The sequence below is a fragment of the Burkholderia stagnalis genome, from assembly GCF_902830275.1.
GTDB lineage: Bacteria > Pseudomonadota > Gammaproteobacteria > Burkholderiales > Burkholderiaceae > Burkholderia > Burkholderia stagnalis.
In genome coordinates this window covers 13,249-30,093 of the sequence record NZ_CADESW010000009.1, presented here as the reverse complement: position 1 = coordinate 30,093, position 16,845 = coordinate 13,249, and the positions used below count along the sequence as shown (strand labels likewise).

The 16,845-nt window shown below is 69.0% G+C and carries 12 protein-coding genes; 5 read left to right on the top strand and 7 right to left on the bottom strand.

Going from position 1 to position 16,845, the window contains the following annotated elements; genetic code table 11:
* Positions 1-47: 47 nt before the first annotated feature.
* Positions 48-2,915, bottom strand: a complete 2,868-nt coding sequence (locus HWY45_RS17240; protein ID WP_059885627.1) for a valine--tRNA ligase — start codon at positions 2,913-2,915, stop codon at positions 48-50.
* Positions 2,916-3,094: 179 nt separating this feature from the next.
* Here HWY45_RS17240 and HWY45_RS17235 point away from each other — a divergent pair, with 179 nt between their 5' ends.
* A complete protein-coding gene (locus tag HWY45_RS17235; protein ID WP_059567132.1) occupies positions 3,095-5,461 on the top strand; it encodes a UvrD-helicase domain-containing protein in 2,367 nt (788 codons plus the stop codon).
* Positions 5,458-6,246 (top strand): 5'-methylthioadenosine/adenosylhomocysteine nucleosidase, encoded by a 789-nt coding sequence (locus tag HWY45_RS17230; protein ID WP_059885629.1) that lies wholly within the window; start codon positions 5,458-5,460, stop codon positions 6,244-6,246. Before HWY45_RS17235 ends, HWY45_RS17230 begins: the two co-directional genes overlap by 4 nt.
* A gap of 72 nt (positions 6,247-6,318) precedes the next feature.
* On the opposite strand, the gene HWY45_RS17225 is transcribed toward HWY45_RS17230, so the two are convergent.
* Positions 6,319-7,560 (bottom strand): MFS transporter, encoded by a 1,242-nt coding sequence (locus HWY45_RS17225; protein WP_059885631.1) that lies wholly within the window; start codon positions 7,558-7,560, stop codon positions 6,319-6,321.
* A gap of 400 nt (positions 7,561-7,960) precedes the next feature.
* Between HWY45_RS17225 and HWY45_RS17220 the strand changes: the two genes are divergently transcribed.
* Positions 7,961-9,634, top strand: a complete 1,674-nt coding sequence (locus tag HWY45_RS17220) for a methyl-accepting chemotaxis protein (protein ID WP_059885634.1) — start codon at positions 7,961-7,963, stop codon at positions 9,632-9,634.
* 54 nt (positions 9,635-9,688) lie between these two features.
* Here the strand turns inward: HWY45_RS17220 and HWY45_RS17215 are convergent, their stop codons facing one another.
* The 4 genes from HWY45_RS17215 to HWY45_RS17200 are packed head-to-tail and all read right to left on the bottom strand — an operon-like array spanning position 9,689 to position 14,558.
* Entirely contained in the window at positions 9,689-10,567 is an 879-nt protein-coding gene (locus tag HWY45_RS17215; RefSeq protein WP_059567140.1) for an efflux RND transporter periplasmic adaptor subunit, read from the bottom strand.
* Positions 10,568-10,579: 12 nt separating this feature from the next.
* Positions 10,580-10,783: a DUF1656 domain-containing protein gene (locus HWY45_RS17210; protein ID WP_010092591.1), complete on the bottom strand. Its 204-nt coding sequence runs from the start codon at positions 10,781-10,783 to the stop codon at positions 10,580-10,582.
* A complete protein-coding gene (locus tag HWY45_RS17205; protein WP_059885636.1) occupies positions 10,780-12,978 on the bottom strand; it encodes an FUSC family protein in 2,199 nt (732 codons plus the stop codon). The genes HWY45_RS17210 and HWY45_RS17205 overlap by 4 nt, the downstream gene beginning before the upstream one ends.
* Before the next feature lie 17 nt (positions 12,979-12,995).
* A complete protein-coding gene (locus tag HWY45_RS17200; RefSeq protein ID WP_081069924.1) occupies positions 12,996-14,558 on the bottom strand; it encodes an efflux transporter outer membrane subunit in 1,563 nt (520 codons plus the stop codon).
* Between the two features lie 157 nt (positions 14,559-14,715).
* On the opposite strand from HWY45_RS17200, the gene HWY45_RS17195 reads away from it, so the two are divergent.
* Both HWY45_RS17195 and HWY45_RS17190 read left to right on the top strand, forming a co-directional pair.
* Positions 14,716-15,657 carry a LysR family transcriptional regulator gene (locus HWY45_RS17195; RefSeq protein WP_059567145.1) on the top strand — a complete coding sequence of 314 codons (942 nt, stop codon included), beginning with the start codon at positions 14,716-14,718 and terminating at the stop codon, positions 15,655-15,657.
* A 116-nt stretch (positions 15,658-15,773) separates the two neighbouring features.
* Positions 15,774-15,929, top strand: coding sequence for a hypothetical protein (locus tag HWY45_RS17190; protein ID WP_017332544.1), 156 nt, complete (start codon positions 15,774-15,776; stop codon positions 15,927-15,929).
* A 41-nt stretch (positions 15,930-15,970) separates the two neighbouring features.
* Here HWY45_RS17190 and HWY45_RS17185 read toward each other — a convergent pair whose 3' ends face one another.
* Positions 15,971-16,825 (bottom strand): metallophosphoesterase, encoded by an 855-nt coding sequence (locus HWY45_RS17185; RefSeq protein WP_059885681.1) that lies wholly within the window; start codon positions 16,823-16,825, stop codon positions 15,971-15,973.
* Positions 16,826-16,845 lie beyond the last annotated feature (20 nt).

The window sequence follows — 16,845 nt, the reverse complement described above, 5'->3', positions numbered from 1 at the left end:
GATGTTCGCGCCCGCATTATAGTGAGCGCAAACACCCTTACGGTTTGTTACGCGGGCAACCGCTCGAGTTGCGCGCCGAGCTTCTCGAGCGTGCTCTGGAACTCGGCGAGACGCTTCTGCTCCTGCTCGACCACGGCGGGCGGCGCTTTCGCGACGAACGCCTCGTTGCCGAGCTTCGCCTGGCATTTCGCGATCTCGCCCGTCAGGCGCGCGACTTCCTTCGACAGGCGCTCGCGCTCCGCCTTGACGTCGATCTCCACCTTCAGCACCAGCTTGTTCCGGCCGACGATCGCGATCGGCGCGCCGTGCGCTTCCTGGTCGAGCGCGGCTTCGTCCGCGAGGATCTGCACGTCGGACAGGCGGGCGAGGGCCTGCACGTACGGCGCGAACGCGCGCAGGCGCTCGGCGTCGCCGGCCGCGAGCAGCGGCACCTTGGTCGCCGGCGACAGGTTCATCTCGCCGCGCAGGTTGCGGCACGCGTCGATGATCGCCTTCAGGTCGGCCGCCCATTGCTCGGACGCCTCGTCGATCTTCTTCAGGTCAGCGACCGGATACGGCTGCGTCATCAGCGACGCTTCGCCTTCGGCCTTGCCCGGCGGATAGCGGCCCGCGAGCGGCGCCACCTTCTGCCACAGCGCTTCCGTGATGAACGGGATGATCGGGTGCGCGAGGCGCAGCACCGTCTCGAGCACGCGCAGCAGCGTGCGGCGCGTCGCGCGCTGCTGCTCCGGCGTGCCGTTCTGGATCTGCACCTTCGCGAGCTCGAGATACCAGTCGCAGTACTCGTCCCAGACGAACTTGTAGATGCTGTTCGCGATGTTGTCGAAGCGGTAGTCGGCGAAGCCCTTCGCGATGTCGGCCTCGGTGCGCTGCAGCAGCGACACGATCCAGCGGTCGGCCGCCGAGAAATCGAGGTAGCCGCCGGGGCCGCAGTCGCCCGCGCCGCACAGTTCCGGCTTGTCGAGCCCGCAGTCGTGGCCTTCGCAGTTCATCAGCACGAAGCGCGTCGCGTTCCACAGCTTGTTGCAGAAGTTGCGGTAGCCTTCGCAGCGCGCGAGGTCGAAGTTCACGTTGCGGCCGAGCGTCGCCATCGACGCCATCGTGAAGCGCAGCGCATCGGTGCCGAACGCGGCGATGCCGTCCGGGAATTCCTTGCGCGTCTTCTTCTCGATCGTCGCGGCCTGCTTCGGGTTCATCAGGCCCGTCGTGCGCTTCGCGACCAGCGCTTCGAGGTCGATGCCGTCGACGATGTCGATCGGGTCGAGCGTGTTGCCCTTGCTCTTCGACATCTTCTGGCCTTCCGCGTCGCGCACGAGGCCGTGCACGTAGACGGTGTGGAACGGCACCTGACCCGTGAAGTGGGTCGTCATCATCACCATCCGGGCGACCCAGAAGAAGATGATGTCGAAGCCGGTGACGAGCACCGACGACGGCAGGAAGTGCTTCAGCTCCGGCGTCTCGTTCGGCCAGCCGAGCGACGAGAACGGCACGAGCGCCGACGAGAACCACGTGTCGAGCACGTCCTCGTCACGCTTGAGCGCGCCCGCGTAGCCCTTCGCGGCCGCCTGCGCGCGCGCCTCTTCCTCGTTGCGCGCGACGAACACCTCGCCGTTCTCGCCGTACCACGCGGGAATCTGGTGGCCCCACCACAGCTGGCGCGAGATGCACCAGTCCTGGATGTTTTCGAGCCACTGGTAGTAGGTGGTCGTCCAGTTTTCCGGCACGAACTTGATCTGGCCGCTGCGCACCACGTCGAGCGACACGTCGGTGATCGACTTGCCCGGGTTGAACGTGCCTTCCGGCGCCGGCTTCGACATCGCGACGAACCACTGGTCGGTCAGCATCGGCTCGATCACGACGCCCGTGCGGTCGCCGCGCGGCACCATCAGCTTGTGCGGCTTCACGGAATCGAGGAAGCCCTGCGCGTCGAGGTCGGCGACGATCGCCTTGCGCGCGTCGAAGCGGTCGAGGCCGCGATACTGCTCGGGGCCGTTGTCGTTGATCTTCGCGTCGAGCGTCAGGATCTCGATCGGCGCGAGGTTGTGGCGCAGGCCGACCTGGTAGTCGTTGAAGTCGTGCGCCGGCGTGACCTTCACGACGCCGGTGCCGAATTCGCGGTCGACGTAGTCGTCGGCGATCACCGGGATCTCGCGGCCCGTCAGCGGCAGCGTGACGAGCTTGCCGATCAGGTGCGCGTAGCGCTCGTCTTCCGGATGAACCATCAGCGCGACGTCGCCGAGCATCGTCTCGGGGCGGGTGGTCGCGACGGTCAGCGTGCCCGAGCCGTCGACGAGCGGGTAGCGGATGTGCCACAGGTGGCCGTTTTCCTCTTCGCTCGCGACCTCGAGGTCGGACACGGCGGTGAGCAGCACCGGATCCCAGTTGACGAGGCGCTTGCCGCGGTAGATCAGGCCCTGTTCATAGAGCGTGACGAACACGTCGCGCACGGCGGCCGACATCTTGTCGTCCATCGTGAAGTATTCGCGCGACCAGTCGGGCGACGCGCCGAGGCGGCGCACCTGGCCCGTGATCGTCGACCCCGATTTTTCCTTCCATTCCCACACGCGCTCGACGAACTTCTCGCGGCCGAGGTCGTGGCGCGACACGCCCTGCGCGTCGAGCTGGCGCTCGACGACGATCTGGGTTGCGATCCCCGCGTGGTCGGTGCCCGGCACCCACAGCGTGTTCTCGCCGAGCATCCGGTGGTAGCGGGTGAGGCCGTCCATGATCGTCTGGTTGAACGCGTGGCCCATGTGCAGCGTGCCCGTGACGTTCGGCGGCGGCAGCTGGATCGAGAAATCAGGCCGGGCCGGGTCGAATGCCGGGGCGGCATAGCCGCGTTTTTCCCACTCCGGCCCCCATTGGGACTCGATGGTGTGGGGCTCGAAACTCTTCGCCAGCGTGCTGTCGCTCATGGTCGGAAATTTGCTGAAAAATGCGTGAATTGGATACGTAAACCATCGATTATAAATGGATGCGCATCGGCCGGTCACCGCCCGCCGCGCCGACGGGTCGCGCCGCGCTGATCCCGGCAAGTCGCGCGGCGGATTTATAATGGCGGACTTACGTTCCACCGCACGCCCGCTGCCACTCCATGCCCGATCTGCTCGCGAATCTGAACCCTGAACAATACGCCGCCGTCACGTTGCCGAACGAACCGGCGCTGATCCTCGCGGGGGCGGGCAGCGGCAAGACGCGCGTGCTGATCACGCGGATCGCGTGGCTGATCCAGCAGGGCTACGCGTCGCCCGCGACCGTGCTCGCCGTCACCTTCACGAACAAGGCCGCGCGCGAGATGATGGCGCGCCTGTCGGCGATGATGCCGATCGACACGCGCGGGATGTGGATCGGCACGTTCCACGGCCTGTGCAACCGGATGCTGCGCGCGCACTACCGCGACGCGGGCCTGCCGCAGACCTTCCAGATCCTCGACACGTCCGACCAGCTGTCCGCGATCAAGCGGCTGATGAAGGGCGCGAACATCGACGACGAGAAGTATCCGCCGAAGAACGTCCAGTACTTCATCAACAATGCGAAGGAGCAGGGGCTGCGGCCCGACAAGGTCGACGCGACCGACAGCTTCAACCGCAAGTTCGTCGAGATCTACCAGGCCTACGACCAGCAGTGCCAGCGAGAGGGCGTCGTCGACTTCCCCGAGCTGCTGCTGCGCTGCTACGAGCTGCTCGCGCACAACCCGCCGCTGCGCGCGCATTACCAGGCGCGCTTCAAGCACATCCTCGTCGACGAGTTCCAGGATACGAACAAGCTGCAGTACGCGTGGCTGAAGCTGCTCGCGGGCGGCCAGAACGCGATCTTCGCGGTGGGCGACGACGACCAGTCGATCTACGCGTTCCGCGGCGCGAACGTCGGCAACATGCGCGACTTCGAGGACGAGTTCCGGGTGCGCAACCTGATCAAGCTCGAACAGAACTACCGGTCGCACGGCAACATCCTCGACGCGGCGAACCACCTGATCTCGAACAACGCGCACCGCCTCGGCAAGAACCTGCGCACGGATGCCGGCCACGGCGAGCCCGTGCGCGTGTACGAGGCGGCCACCGATTCGCAGGAAGCGGGCTGGATCGTCGAGGAGATCCGCTCGCTGATCAACAGCGGGATGGCGCGCAGCGAGGTCGCGATCCTGTACCGCAGCAACGCGCAGTCGCGCGCGATCGAGCACACGCTGATGACGGCCGGCATCGCGTACCGCGTGTATGGCGGCCTGCGCTTTTTCGAGCGGCAGGAAATCAAGCACGCGCTCGCGTACCTGCGCCTGATCGACAACCCGAACGACGACACCGCGTTCGCGCGCGTCGTGAACTTCCCGGCGCGCGGCATCGGCGCGCGCTCGATCGAGCAGCTCGCAGATGCCGCGCGCCTGTACGGCTGCGCGATGGCCGCGGCGATTCCGTACGTGACCGGCAAGGCCGGCTCGAGCCTCGGCGCGTTCGCGAACCTGATCGCGAAGATGCGTGCCGACACGCAGCAGATGAGCCTGCCGGAAACGGTCGAATACGTGGTGCGCGCGAGCGGCCTGGCCGATTTCTACCAGGGCGAGCGCGAAGGCCAGGACCGGCTCGAGAACTTGCAGGAACTCGTCAACGCGGCCACCGCGTTCGTCGGCGAGGAGGGCTACGGGCTCGACACGCCGGCCCGCTCGATTCCGCTGCGCGCGGGTGCGATCGCCGCGCCCGAGCTTCGCGCGCAGCCGGACGGCGCGGCCGTCGACGTGCTGGACGCGGCGCCGCTCGGCGACCCGGCGCAAAACCCCGACACGATGACGCCGCTCGCGGGCTTCCTGTCGCACGCGTCGCTGGAGGCCGGCGACAACCAGGCGCAGGCCGGCCAGGACGCCGTGCAGCTGATGACGGTGCACGCGGCGAAGGGGCTCGAATTCGCGGCGGTGTTCATCACCGGCCTCGAGGAAGGGCTGTTCCCGCACGAGAACAGCGTGCTCGAATCCGACGGCCTCGAGGAGGAGCGGCGCCTGATGTACGTCGCGATCACGCGCGCGAAGGAGCGGCTCTACCTGTCGTTCGCGCAAAGCCGCATGCTGCACGGCCAGACGCGCTACAACGTGCGTTCGCGCTTCTTCGACGAACTGCCGCAGCACGTGCTGAAGTGGCTGACGCCGAAGGTCGAGGCGGGTTCGCGCTGGGGCGGCGGCCGCAGCGACAACGCGGCCTGGGGGCGCGACTGGTTCGCGCGGCCGGGCGGCGGCAGTCGCGAGCAGATCGTCGATGCGGCCGTATCCGCGCCGCTGCCCGCGTTCGCGAACCAGCAGCGCGCGGCCGACACCGGCTTCCGGGTCGGCCAGCAGGTGTTCCACACCAAATTCGGCGAAGGCACCGTCACCGCGCTCGAAGGCAACGGCGCGGATGCGAAGGCCCAGGTGAAATTCAAGCGGCACGGCGAGAAATGGCTCGCGCTGGCGGTCGCGAAACTGCAGGCGGTCGAATGAGCATCACGTCTTCTTCGCCGGGCAAGCCGCTCGGCATTCTCGCCGCGCTGCCCGAGGAACTCGGCGACCTGATCGCCGCGATGCGCGCCGAAGGTGCGGTCGAGACGGTCACGCTCGGCCGCCGCGACTATCACGTCGGCGTCGTGCACGGCGCGGCGTGCGTCGTCACGCTCGCGCGGGTCGGCAAGGTCGCGGCCGCGGCGACGGTCAGTGCGCTGATCCACGTATTCGGCGTCGCCGGCATCGTGTTCACGGGCGTGGCGGGCGGCGTGTCGCGTGCGGTGCGGGTGGGCGACGTCGTCGTCGCGGATACGCTGCTGCAGCACGATCTCGATGCGTCGCCGCTGTTCCCGCGCTACGAGGTGCCGCTGCTCGGCATCACGCATTTCGAACCCGACGCCGAGCTGTCCGCGCGGCTGAAGGCCGCGTGCGCGCAGTTCATCGCGGAAGAGGGCGGCGCGCTCGCCGAGCGCTTCCGGCTCGCCGGCGCGCAGCTGCGCAACGGGCTCGTGATCAGCGGCGACCGCTTCGTGTCGAGCGAGCGCGAGGTCGTCGCGTTGCGCGACGCGCTGCCCGATGCGCTCGCGGTCGAGATGGAAGGCGCCGCGATCGCGCAGGTGTGCGTCGAGCACGGCGTGCCGTTCGCGCTCGTGCGCACGATCTCCGACACCGCCGACGATCACGCGACCCAGTCCTTCTCGCATTTCCTCGCGGAAATCGCCAGCGCCTACTCGACCGGCATCCTCAAGCGTTTCCTGACGCTGCATGCGGCGACGGCGGCCTGAGGGCCGCCGCCGTCCGATTCCCCGGGCCGCCGGCGCGCCTCGCCGCGTGCCGGCCCCGTCGCATTGCCGGCGCTACGCGCGCCGGCTGCCTTTGAGGTCCGGCAGGAACACCGTCAGCACGCCGATGAGCGGCAGGAACGAGCACACCTTGTAGACGAGCGTGATGCTCGTTGCGTCGGCGAGCTGGCCGAGCGCCGCCGCGCCGACCCCGCCGAGGCCGAACGAGAGCCCGAAGAACAGCCCCGCCACCATCCCGACCTTGCCGGGCATCAGCTCCGTCGCATAGACGATGATCGCGGCGAACGCCGACGCGAGCACGACGCCGATGATCACGGACAGCACGGTGGTCCAGAACAGGTTCGCGTACGGCAGCAGCAGCGTGAACGGCGCAACGCCGAGGATCGACACCCAGATCACGTACTTGCGGCCGATGCGGTCGCCGATCGGCCCGCCGATCAGCGTGCCGGCGGCCACGGCCGCGAGGAACACGAACAGGTGGAGCTGCGCGGCCTGCACCGACAGGTGGAACTTGTCGATCAGGTAGAACGTGAAATAGCTGTTGATGCTCGCCAGATAGAAATACTTCGAGAACACGAGCAGCACCAGCACGCCGACCGCGGCCATCACGCGGCCGCGAGACAGCGTCGCGTGCGCCGCATGCGCGGCCTTCTTCTTCATCGACGGATGCTGCCGGTACCAGCGGCCGATCCACGCGAGCACCACCATCGCGACGAGCGCGGCCGCCGAGAACCACGCGATGCTGTGCTGGCCGTGCGGAATGACCACCAGCGCGGCGAGCAGCGGGCCGAGCGCGGAGCCGGCATTGCCGCCGACCTGGAACACCGACTGCGCGAGCCCGTGCTGGCCGCCCGACGCCATCCGCGCGACGCGCGACGATTCCGGATGGAACACCGACGAGCCGCAGCCGACCAGCGCCGCGGCGGCCAGCAGCATCGTGAAATTCGGCGCGACGGCCATCATCAGCAGCCCCGACAGCGTGAAGCCCATGCCGACCGGCAGCGAATACGGCTGCGGGCGCTTGTCGGTATAGAGGCCGATGAGCGGCTGCAGCAGCGACGCGGTGATCTGGTAGGTCAGCGTGATCAGGCCGATCTGCGCGAACGACAGCGCGAACTGGCTCTTGAGCATCGGGTAGATCGCGAGGATCAACGACTGGATCATGTCGTTGAGCAGGTGCGAGAAGCTGATCGCGCCGAGGATCGGATAGACGGTGCGGGCGGCGGCCGGCGCCGCGGACGGCTGGGCGGCCGGCGCGGCCTGGCCGGCGGCGCGCGTGTCGAGGCTGGTTTCCATGAAGGCTGGGCGAGTTGAGGTAGAGGGCGCGCTCTGTGCGGGACGGCGCGTTGAAATCGTTGCAGCGTCAAACGAGTGTAATGTGGCGTGTCATGAATGTCCGGACAAGTTTTGTCGCGAACAGGACATCAAGGGACGAATCGTCGCGCGTGCGGCTTTTTGGCCGGGTATAACGCTGGCGGCGCGCGCCATATCCGGCGCCGCCGGGGCCGGATACACGTTCGTCCGGACTCAAGGAATGCCGACGGCGGCCGTAGAACCGATACAGATTCCAGAACGAGCGCGCCGACCCGGGCACCGGCCACAAGCCGCCCCGGGCCGGACGCGCAGGCGCGGCAGCCATCGCGGTGACGCCGGAACCGACCTTTCCGGCCGCGTGATCAATACGGGGACTCATCTGATGAAAGCAGCTACTCTGCGTCCGCAGCCGGACGCTCCTGTCGCGATGCCGGACGACGGCGCGAAGCGGGCCGGACGCACTGCACGGGCAGCCCGGCCCGCGCGGCGGCCGTGGAGCGTGAAGGCCACGCTGCGCGCCGCGTTCGCGGTGCTGCTGGTCGGCACGCTGGCGATGGGGGTGTTCTCGCTCGCGCAGATCAGCCGCCTGAACGGCTCGATCGCATCGGTCTACGAGCAGGGGCACGTCGCGAGCCGCGCGGCGCAGGACGTGCGGGCCGAAGTGCTGCGCGCGAGCCGCGCGCAGAAGATGCTGCTGACCGCGTCCACCGCGAAGGAGCGCGACGAGCTCGGCGCCGAGATCGATGCCGGGCTTGCGTCGATCGGCAAGGCGCTCGGCGCGCTGCAGCAGGATGCGGACGCGCAGGACGCGGACGATGCCGCGCGGCTGCGCGCGTTCGCGTCGGCGGTCGGCACGTGGAGCGGCCATCTGCGCGATTTCGTCACGCTGGTGCGCGCGCAGCCGCTCGACCTGTCGCAGATGAACTGGCAGGTCGGCACGCAGGACGTGTCGCTGCTGGTGGAGACGGGCAAGCTCGAGAAGCTCGTCGCCGATCTCGTGAAGACGCGCGGCGCGAAATCGAAGGCGACGCTCGATGCGTCGGCCACGATCTTCTCGTCGTCGTTCGCGATGATCGCGGCATCGACCGTCGCGCTGATCGTGCTCGCGTTCGTGATCGCCGAGCGGGTGGTGCGCCGCCTCGTCGCGCAGCTCGGCGGCGAGCCCGCGTACGCGAAGGCGATCGCCGCCGATATCGCGAGCGGCGACCTGACTCGCCCGATCACGCTTGGCGCACACGACCGCGACAGCATGGTGCGCGCGCTGTCCGACATGCAGGCGGGGCTGGCGTCGACGGTCCGCGAGATCGCGGTCAGCGCCGAGGCGATCGCGTCCGCGTCCGGCGAGATCTCGATGGGCAACCTCGACCTGTCGCAGCGCACCGAGCAGCAGGCGGTCGCGCTCGAGAAGACCGCGGCCAGCATGGAGCAGCTGACGTCGACGGTGCGCCAGAACGCCGAGAACGCGCGGCAGGCGAGCACGCTCGCCGGGAATGCGTCGGCGGTCGCGGAGGCGGGCGGCGAGGTGGTCGGCCGGGTCGTCGCGACGATGAACGAGATCGACGAGAGCGCGAAGAGCATCCGCGACATCATCGGCGTGATCGAGGGAATCGCGTTCCAGACCAACATCCTCGCGCTCAACGCGGCAGTCGAGGCGGCGCGGGCCGGCGAGCAGGGGCGCGGCTTCTCGGTGGTGGCGGGCGAGGTGCGCTCGCTCGCGCAGCGCGCGGCCACCGCCGCGAAGGAAATCCGCTCGCTGATCGGCGCGTCGGTCGATCGCGTCGCGAACGGCGCGGCGCTCGCGCACGATGCGGGCCGCACGATGGACGACATTGTGCGCGCGGTGAAGCGCGTGACCGACATCATGGGCGAGATCTCGGCCGCGTCGAGCGAGCAGAGCGCGGGTATCGACGAGATCGGCCGCGCGGTCACGCAGATGGATGCGGGCACCCAGCAGAACGCGGCGCTGGTCGAGCAGGCCGCGGCCGCGGCGCGCGCGCTCGACGATCAGGCGCAGTCGCTGAAGGCGCTGGTCGGCCGCTTCCGCTATGCGGCCTGACGTGCGGTTCGACGCCTGAGCGTGACGGCGGGGCGGCGGCGCGCCCCGCGCGGATTACGACTTCTTCCGCTTGTTGTCCGGATCGATGATCACCGTGCAGGTCGTGCCGGCCGACAGCAGCACGCCGGCCGGCACCTCGTCGATCTTGATCCGCACCGGCACGCGCTGCGCGAGGCGCACCCAGTTGAAGGTCGGGTTCACGTCGGCGACGAGGTCGCGGCTTTGCGGGTTGTCGCGGTCGAAGATGCCGCGCGAGATGCTCTCGACGTGGCCCTTCAGCACGCCGCCGCTCATCAGCCGCATTTCGGCCGGCGCGCCGACGCTCACGCGCGGCAGCTTGGTTTCCTCGAAATAGCCGTAGACCCAGAACGAATGGCTGTCGACGATCGCGAGCTTCGCCTGGCCTGCGGTCGCGTAGTTGCCCTTGAAGGTCTGCAGGTTCGTGATGTAGCCGTCGACCGGCGCGACCACGCGCGTGCGCTCGAGGTTGAGCTTCGCGGCGTCGAGCGCGGCGAGCGCCTGCTGGTACTGCGCGTCGGCGCTCGACGCGCTGTGCGCCGCGTTCTCGCGGTTTTCCTTCGACACGACGAGGGCGTCGAGATCCGCGCGGCGGGCCGCGTCGTCGCGGCGCATCTGCAGTTCCGCGCGGCGGGCGGCGACGGCCGCCTGCGCCTGCTCGACCGCGATCTGGTAGTGCGACGGGTCGATCTGCATGATCAGGTCGCCTTTCTTCACGAGCTGGTTGTCGTGCACCGGCAGGTCGACGATGGCGCCCGACACGTCAGGCGCGACGTTGACGATTTCGGCGCGCACGCGCCCGTCGCGCGTCCACGGATCGTCCATGTAGTGCACCCACAACGAGCGCCCGATCAGAATCGCGACGATGAGGATGACGGCCGTCGCGGCGAAGCCGAAGAGTTTTCGCAGGATCATGATTATGTTGGTTCAACGGTAAACGGCGAGACTCAGTCCGCCGCAGATGCATACGAGAAGGCAGGCCCGGAACAGCGACGGGTGCCAGACGAGTCGGTAGAGCCCGGTGTAGGCGAGCAGCCGGTCGACCGCCCAGGTCGCCAGCGCGCCGATGACGAACATCAGCACCACCGTGGGCATGTAGGCATCGAGAATGGCGAGTTCACGCGGCATCATGACGAGGTTCCTTGTTGGGTGGGCGCGGCGCGGCGGTTCAGCGACGCGAGCGGCGATTCCGGGTCGAGCAGCGCGGTGCGCACGAAATGCAGGTGGCTCAGGATGCGCTGCAGCCGGTGGCGTTCGTCGCGCGGCGGCGCGAACGCGTCGAGCGCCTGCCGGGTCGCGTCGATCGCGGCGACGGTGGCCGCGAGCGTCGCGTCGAAGCGGGCCGCGGCCGGCTTCGCGAACAGCGCGGACAGCGCGTGGCGCATCGTCTCGATCTCGCGACGCCACGGCATCGACGGCGCGTAGCGCGGGTCGGGCGGCAGCGCCGCAAGCTCGTCGCGCAGGTCGATCGCCGCGTTGCCGGCTTCGAGCACCGCGAACATCCAGCGCAGCGCGTCGCGCTGCACGTCCGGCTGGTCGGTCGAGATCGTGTGCGCCTGGTACATCAGGTCGCGCGCGCCGCTCTCGAAGCGCGTGCGCAGGCCGGCGAGGCGCGCATGGCAGGCCGCGACCGCCTGGTGGCGCAGGTCCGCGAACAGGCGCTTCTTCAGCCACGGCGCGCTCGGCGGGAACAGCACCGCGAACGCGATCGACGACACGAGCATCGACAGCACGAGCGCGAGCGCATCGTTCATGAAGCCGCTCGGGTCGTAGTGCATCAGGTTTTCCGGGCCCGCGAGCGTGCAGAAGAAGATGCAGTAGCCGACGCCGTAGCCGGCCGTCTTCGGCTTCATCGACAGGTAGAGCCCGAGCGCGAGGAACGGCGCGAGCCCGACGCACAGCATCACGAAGCCGTCGATGCGCGGATACACGCCGAACATCGCGATCAGCCCCATGAACGACGCGAGCACGGTGCCCATCGCCATCTGGTAGGCCATCGCGGTCGGGCGCGGCATCGACGACGCGAGCGCGCAGACCGCGGCCGCGTTCAGCACCATCGTCACGCCGTTCGGCCAGGCGGTCTGGATCCAGAACCAGCCGAGCACCAGCATCACGGTCGCGGTGCGGATGCCGGCGATCAGCGCGGCGGTGAGGTTGGTGCGCGGCTCGTATTGCTCGATCCAGCGCTCGCGCTCGTGCGTCGCGGTCGCGAGCGACGCGTAGGTCGCCGCATACGCGTGCAGGTCGGTGATGAAGCGGTACAGCAGCTCGGCGGCGGTGTCGAAGTCGAGCAGCGGGAAGTCGGGCTGCGTCTCGAGCTCGGCGCGCGTCGCGCGGATGCGGCGCGGCAGCGCGTCGCGCCACGCGAGCAGCTGCCCGGCCGCGTGCGCCGCGTCGGCCGACGTGCGCACCGGCTCGCCGTCGTGCGTGAGCAGCGGGGCGATCTCGCGGAAATACGGTTCGATCGCCGCGATCGCGGCGGTCGCGCCGGCCGCGTGCAGCCGGTTCATCAGCTGGTGCAGCGCGTGGAAGCGGCTTGACGCGCTCATGAACTCGCTGTTCAGGCGCGCGAGGCGGCCGCTTCTCATCCGCGTGTCGGGGTGTTCGAACACGGCCATGCTGCGCGCGGCCTCGAAGCCGACCACGTCGGCGACGAAGCGCGTATGCACGCTTTCGATGTGTGCGCGGTCGAGCTGGCCGGACAGCGCCGACGCGACGTAGTCGACGAACGCACTGAAGCGCCGGCGCACCGTCGTGCGCATCTGCTCGCCGGTGTACTGCGGCAGCACGAGCGCGCTGACGACGCCCGCCGACAGGATCCCGACCACGATCTCGGCGGCGCGCGTCATCGCGGTCATGAACGCGCCGTCCGGGTGCTGCGACGCGGGCAGGCCGATCAGCGCGGCCGTGTAGCCGGCGAGCAGGAAGCCGTAGCTGCGGAAGTTGCGGTTGCGCGCGGCGCCGGCCGTGCACATCGCGACCCACAGCGCGACCGCGAGCAGGAACAGCAGCGGCTGCTGCGGGAACAGGCCGACGAACGACAGCGTCGCGATCAGCCCGAAGAAGGTGCCCGCGAGCCGGTAGAAGCTCTTCGCGAACACGGCGCCGCTTTGCGGCTGCATCACGATGAACACCGTCGTCATCGCGGTCTTCGGCGCCGGCAGGTCGAGCCGCATCGAGATGCCGAGCGCGAGAAACGCCGCGAGCAGCGCCTTGAACAGGTAGATCCACGCGACCCCGTCGGTGCGGGCCCAGTCGCCGAGCGTGGCGACCCATGCCGGCAGCGGGCGGCCGGCGGGCGTGGACGCGGAGGAGGTGGCGGACATGGCGAGCGCTCCGCGTGTTAGTGCGCCGCCGGCGTGCCGGCGGCCGTGGCGGTGGCGGTCCGCGCGGCTGCGGCGGCGCGGCCGGCCGTCTTCGCGTCGGCCTTGGGTGCCGCCTTCGCTTCGGTGCCCGGCACGTCCTCGCCCGTCTCGACGCCGCCGCCGAGCGCGGCCATCAGCTGCGCATGCGCGGCGAGGCGTTCCGCATCGATCCGGGCGGCCGTCTCCTGCGCGCGCAACAGCTGCTGCTGCGCGACCAGCACGTTCACGTAGTCGGTCAGCCCGCGCCGGAAGCCTTCGCGCGACAGCTGGTAGCTGCGGTCGTTCGCGGCCACCGAGCGCGCGGCGTCCTTCTTCTGCGTGTCGAGCGAGCGGATCCGCACGACCTGGTCGGCGATGTCCTTGAGCGCGCCGACGATCGTCTGGTTGTAGTGCTCGACGGCCTGGTCGTAGCCGGCCGACGCCGCGCCGAGCTGCGCGCGCAGCCGGCCGCCTTCGAAGATCGGCAGCGACAGCGCCGGGCCGGCAGTCCAGCCGCCGTTCATCGCGCGCAGGAAGTCGGCGAACGGCGCGGTCACGCCGAAGCCGCCGACGGTCGCGAGCAGGTCGATGTTCGGATAGAACGCGGCCTTCGCGACGTCGATGCCGCGCGCCTGCGCGTCGACCGTCCAGCGCGCCGCGACGACGTCCGGCCGACGGCCGAGCAGGTCGGCCGGCAGCGCGGACGGCAGGCCGGCCGGCGCGTCGAGCGCGAGCTTCGGCCGCGTGATCGCGTCGCCCGCGCCGGGCCCCTTGCCGGCGAGCGCGGCGAGCTGGTGACGGGCGAGCTGGATCGCTTCCTCATACGAATCGATCTGGCGCTCGTAGTCGGGCAGCGTCGATTCCGCCTGGCTGACCTCGAGCTGCGTGCCGAGGCCGGCCTGCAGCCGCTTGCGCGCGAGCTCGGCGAGCGCGTGCTGGCGCTCGAACGTCTCGTGCGCGAGGTCGAGCAGCGCGTAGTTCATCGACATGCCGATATACGCGCGCACCACGTTGACCTCGAGCTCGAGCCGCGCCGCGCGGGCGTCGGCCGCGGTCGCGTGCGCCATGTCGAGCGCGCGCTCGGTCGCGTTCTTGTCCTTGCCCCACAGGTCGAGGTGATACGACAGGCCGAGCGTGCCGGTGTTGTTCCAGGTGTCCGCATTCGCGAGCGGCCCCGGGCCGTAGAACACGTTGTCCGGCCAGTGCTGGCGCATCAGCGACAGGTTGCCGTTGATCTGCGGCAGTTCGGCCGAGCGGGCGACGCGGGCCATCGCCTGCGCCTCGCGCACGCGCGCCTGCGCGGCTGCGAGCGACGGGTTGCCGGCCTGCGCGGCCGCGATCCACGCATCGAGTTGCGGATCGCGATATGCGCGCCACCAGTCGGCGGCGGGCCAGCCGGCGTCACGATCGGCCGCGCGGATCGCCGCGCCCGCGTCGAGCGAAGCCGGATCGGTCTGAATGGATTGGGGTTTGTTGTCGCCCATGCTCGCGCATCCGGCCATTATTAATGAGACTGCAAGAACCGCGAGTGCGAGCGTCCCTTTTATTGCCGGAGACTGCACGATTTTCTCCCTTTCGGATATAGATGAGCCGGAGAGGATTATATTTTTCAGCAATTCCTGAATAAATGGACAACGGTGCAAGTCATTTTTACAAAAGCTGAGATAATATTTGTGCGCCGCTGTGCAACAATCCTCCCGGATTTACACGGGTAATGGCATGGATACGTTACAGAACATGCGGGTATTCATGCGCGTGGTCGACGCGGGCAGTTTCACCGCGGCCGCGCAGCAGATGAATTCGACGACCGCCTACACGTCGCGGGCCGTGTCGGACCTGGAGGCGCACCTGCGCACCCGGCTCCTGAACCGGACCACGCGCCGCATCGCGCTGACCGAGGCGGGCGAGCGCTATCTGCAGCGCTGCGAACAGATCCTCGCGTATGTCGACCAGGCGGAAGCGGAGGCGAGCGACGCACACGCGCGCCCGTCCGGCAAGCTGAAGGTGCACTGCTTCACGAGCCTCGGTCAGCACTACACGGTGCCGGCCGTGTCGCGCTATCGCGAGCGCTTTCCGGACGTGCTCGTCGACCTGACGCTCGCGCAGCGGATGCCCGACCTGCTCGACGAGGGCTACGACGTCGCGATCGTCGTCGGCCGCGACCTGCCCGATTCGGGGCTCGTGTCGCAGCGGCTCGGCGAGAGCTACAGCGTCGTCTGCGCGTCGCCGCGCTACCTCGAGCGGCACGGCGTGCCGCGGCAGCCGCAGGATCTCGCGCGGCACGTGTGCCTCGGCATGGTCGCGCCGGGCTTTCACTACGACGAATGGACGCTGAGCGGGCCGAGCGGCGACGTCACCGTGCCGCTGTCGGGCCCGCCGTTTCGCGTGAACGTCGCCGAGGCGCTCGCGGTGGCGGTGCGGGAGGGGATGGGAATCGGCGTGCTGCCGCTGTATTCGGCGATCGCCGGCCTGCGCAACGGCCACTTCGTGCGCGTGATGCCCGAGTACCGCTCGCACGTGATGAACATCTATGCGCTGTATCCGTCCCGCCAGTATCTCGACGCGAAAATCCGGACCTGGGTCGATTTCCTGCGCGACGAACTGCCGGCGACGCTCGACGCCGACGAAGCCGCGCTGGAGCAGTTCACCCGCGCGACATGACGTCGCGGGCTCACGAAATCTAACGAGATTTGTCGTTCCCGCAACATTTCTTTACCCTCGACCGGCCGACAGTTTGATACTGTCTGATCCAGAGTGATCTGCAATACGGAGCAGCAATGGATACGCACCTGATGATTGGCCTTGGAATCCTGTTCGGCGTGATCGGCGCCGTCGCGTCGCGCGACTTGCTGCGCGCGATGAAGGCGCGGATGCAGCCGGCGCCGGTCAGGGTGCGCTCGGCGTCGGAAGCCGCCCGCCGCCTCGGGCGCTGACGCGCCGGTTTACCTCATCTGGCGCTCGGGGCAGCCGCCCCTCAGAGCGTCACGACCTTGTCCCACGCGAACGCCGTGTTCTCGCGCTCGCCGGTGCGCCGGCGAATGTAGCCGCGCGGGTTGCAGACGACGCGCGTGCCGCCCTCCGTCACGTAATCGAATGACGTATGCGTGTGGCCGTGCGCCCAAAGGGCGACCGGCGCGCGCACCAGCCCCGCCAGATCGTTGACGAACCCGGCCGATACCGGGTCCTGCGCAAAGCGCTCGGCGAGCGAGCGCCGGTGCGGCGCGTGATGGGTCACGACGATCGTCTTGCCGTCGAACGGCACCGCGAGCTGCGTTTCGAGCCACGCGCGCGCGCGGCGGTGCAGCGCCAGCGAATCGGCCGGCGTGAAATCACGCTCGGCGCCGCGTTGCGACTCGGCCGCACCCGCATGAACCGCCGCGTCGTGCGGCCACGTCACCTGGATCAGTCCCTTGAAATCGAGCATCACCTTCGATGCCGCGTCGGTCGCATGCGCGATGCTGGCGTCGTCGGCCCCGAACAGCGCGAAGTCGGTCCACAGCGTGGTGCCGAGCACGCGGAAGCGCCCGGCCGGATCGACGTAGGCGTCGTTGTTCAGGTAATGCACGTTGTCGAGCGCGTGCGCCGCGTCGCGCATCGCCGCCTCGAGCGCGCCGAATTCCCCGTCGTAGTACTCGTGATTGCCCGGCACGTAGATCACCGGCACGCCGCCTGGGCGTACCCCCGGGTCGAAGGTCTCGGCGGCCCAGCGCAGCCCTTCCGCGTGATTGTGGATGTCGCCGGCGAGCACGACGAGATCGGCTTCGGCGTGTGGAATCACGTCGGGCAGGTTGCCCTCGAGATGCAGGTCGGACAGCACGCGGACTTTCACGGGCATCACTCCGGTGGGGT

Excerpts from the sequence above, each read along its gene's own strand:
- HWY45_RS17240 (WP_059885627.1), bottom strand. The coding sequence starts at position 2,915 with ATGAGCGACAGCACGCTGGCGAAGAGTTTCGAGCCCCACACCATCGAG.
- HWY45_RS17225 (WP_059885631.1), bottom strand. The coding sequence starts at position 7,560 with ATGGAAACCAGCCTCGACACGCGCGCCGCCGGCCAGGCCGCGCCGGCC.
- HWY45_RS17230 (WP_059885629.1), top strand. The coding sequence starts at position 5,458 with ATGAGCATCACGTCTTCTTCGCCGGGCAAGCCGCTCGGCATTCTCGCC.
- HWY45_RS17205 (WP_059885636.1), bottom strand. The coding sequence starts at position 12,978 with ATGTCCGCCACCTCCTCCGCGTCCACGCCCGCCGGCCGCCCGCTGCCG.
- HWY45_RS17235 (WP_059567132.1), top strand. The coding sequence starts at position 3,095 with ATGCCCGATCTGCTCGCGAATCTGAACCCTGAACAATACGCCGCCGTC.
- HWY45_RS17190 (WP_017332544.1), top strand. The coding sequence starts at position 15,774 with ATGGATACGCACCTGATGATTGGCCTTGGAATCCTGTTCGGCGTGATC.
- HWY45_RS17215 (WP_059567140.1), bottom strand. The coding sequence starts at position 10,567 with ATGATCCTGCGAAAACTCTTCGGCTTCGCCGCGACGGCCGTCATCCTC.
- HWY45_RS17210 (WP_010092591.1), bottom strand. The coding sequence starts at position 10,783 with ATGATGCCGCGTGAACTCGCCATTCTCGATGCCTACATGCCCACGGTG.
- HWY45_RS17195 (WP_059567145.1), top strand. The coding sequence starts at position 14,716 with ATGGATACGTTACAGAACATGCGGGTATTCATGCGCGTGGTCGACGCG.
- HWY45_RS17220 (WP_059885634.1), top strand. The coding sequence starts at position 7,961 with ATGAAAGCAGCTACTCTGCGTCCGCAGCCGGACGCTCCTGTCGCGATG.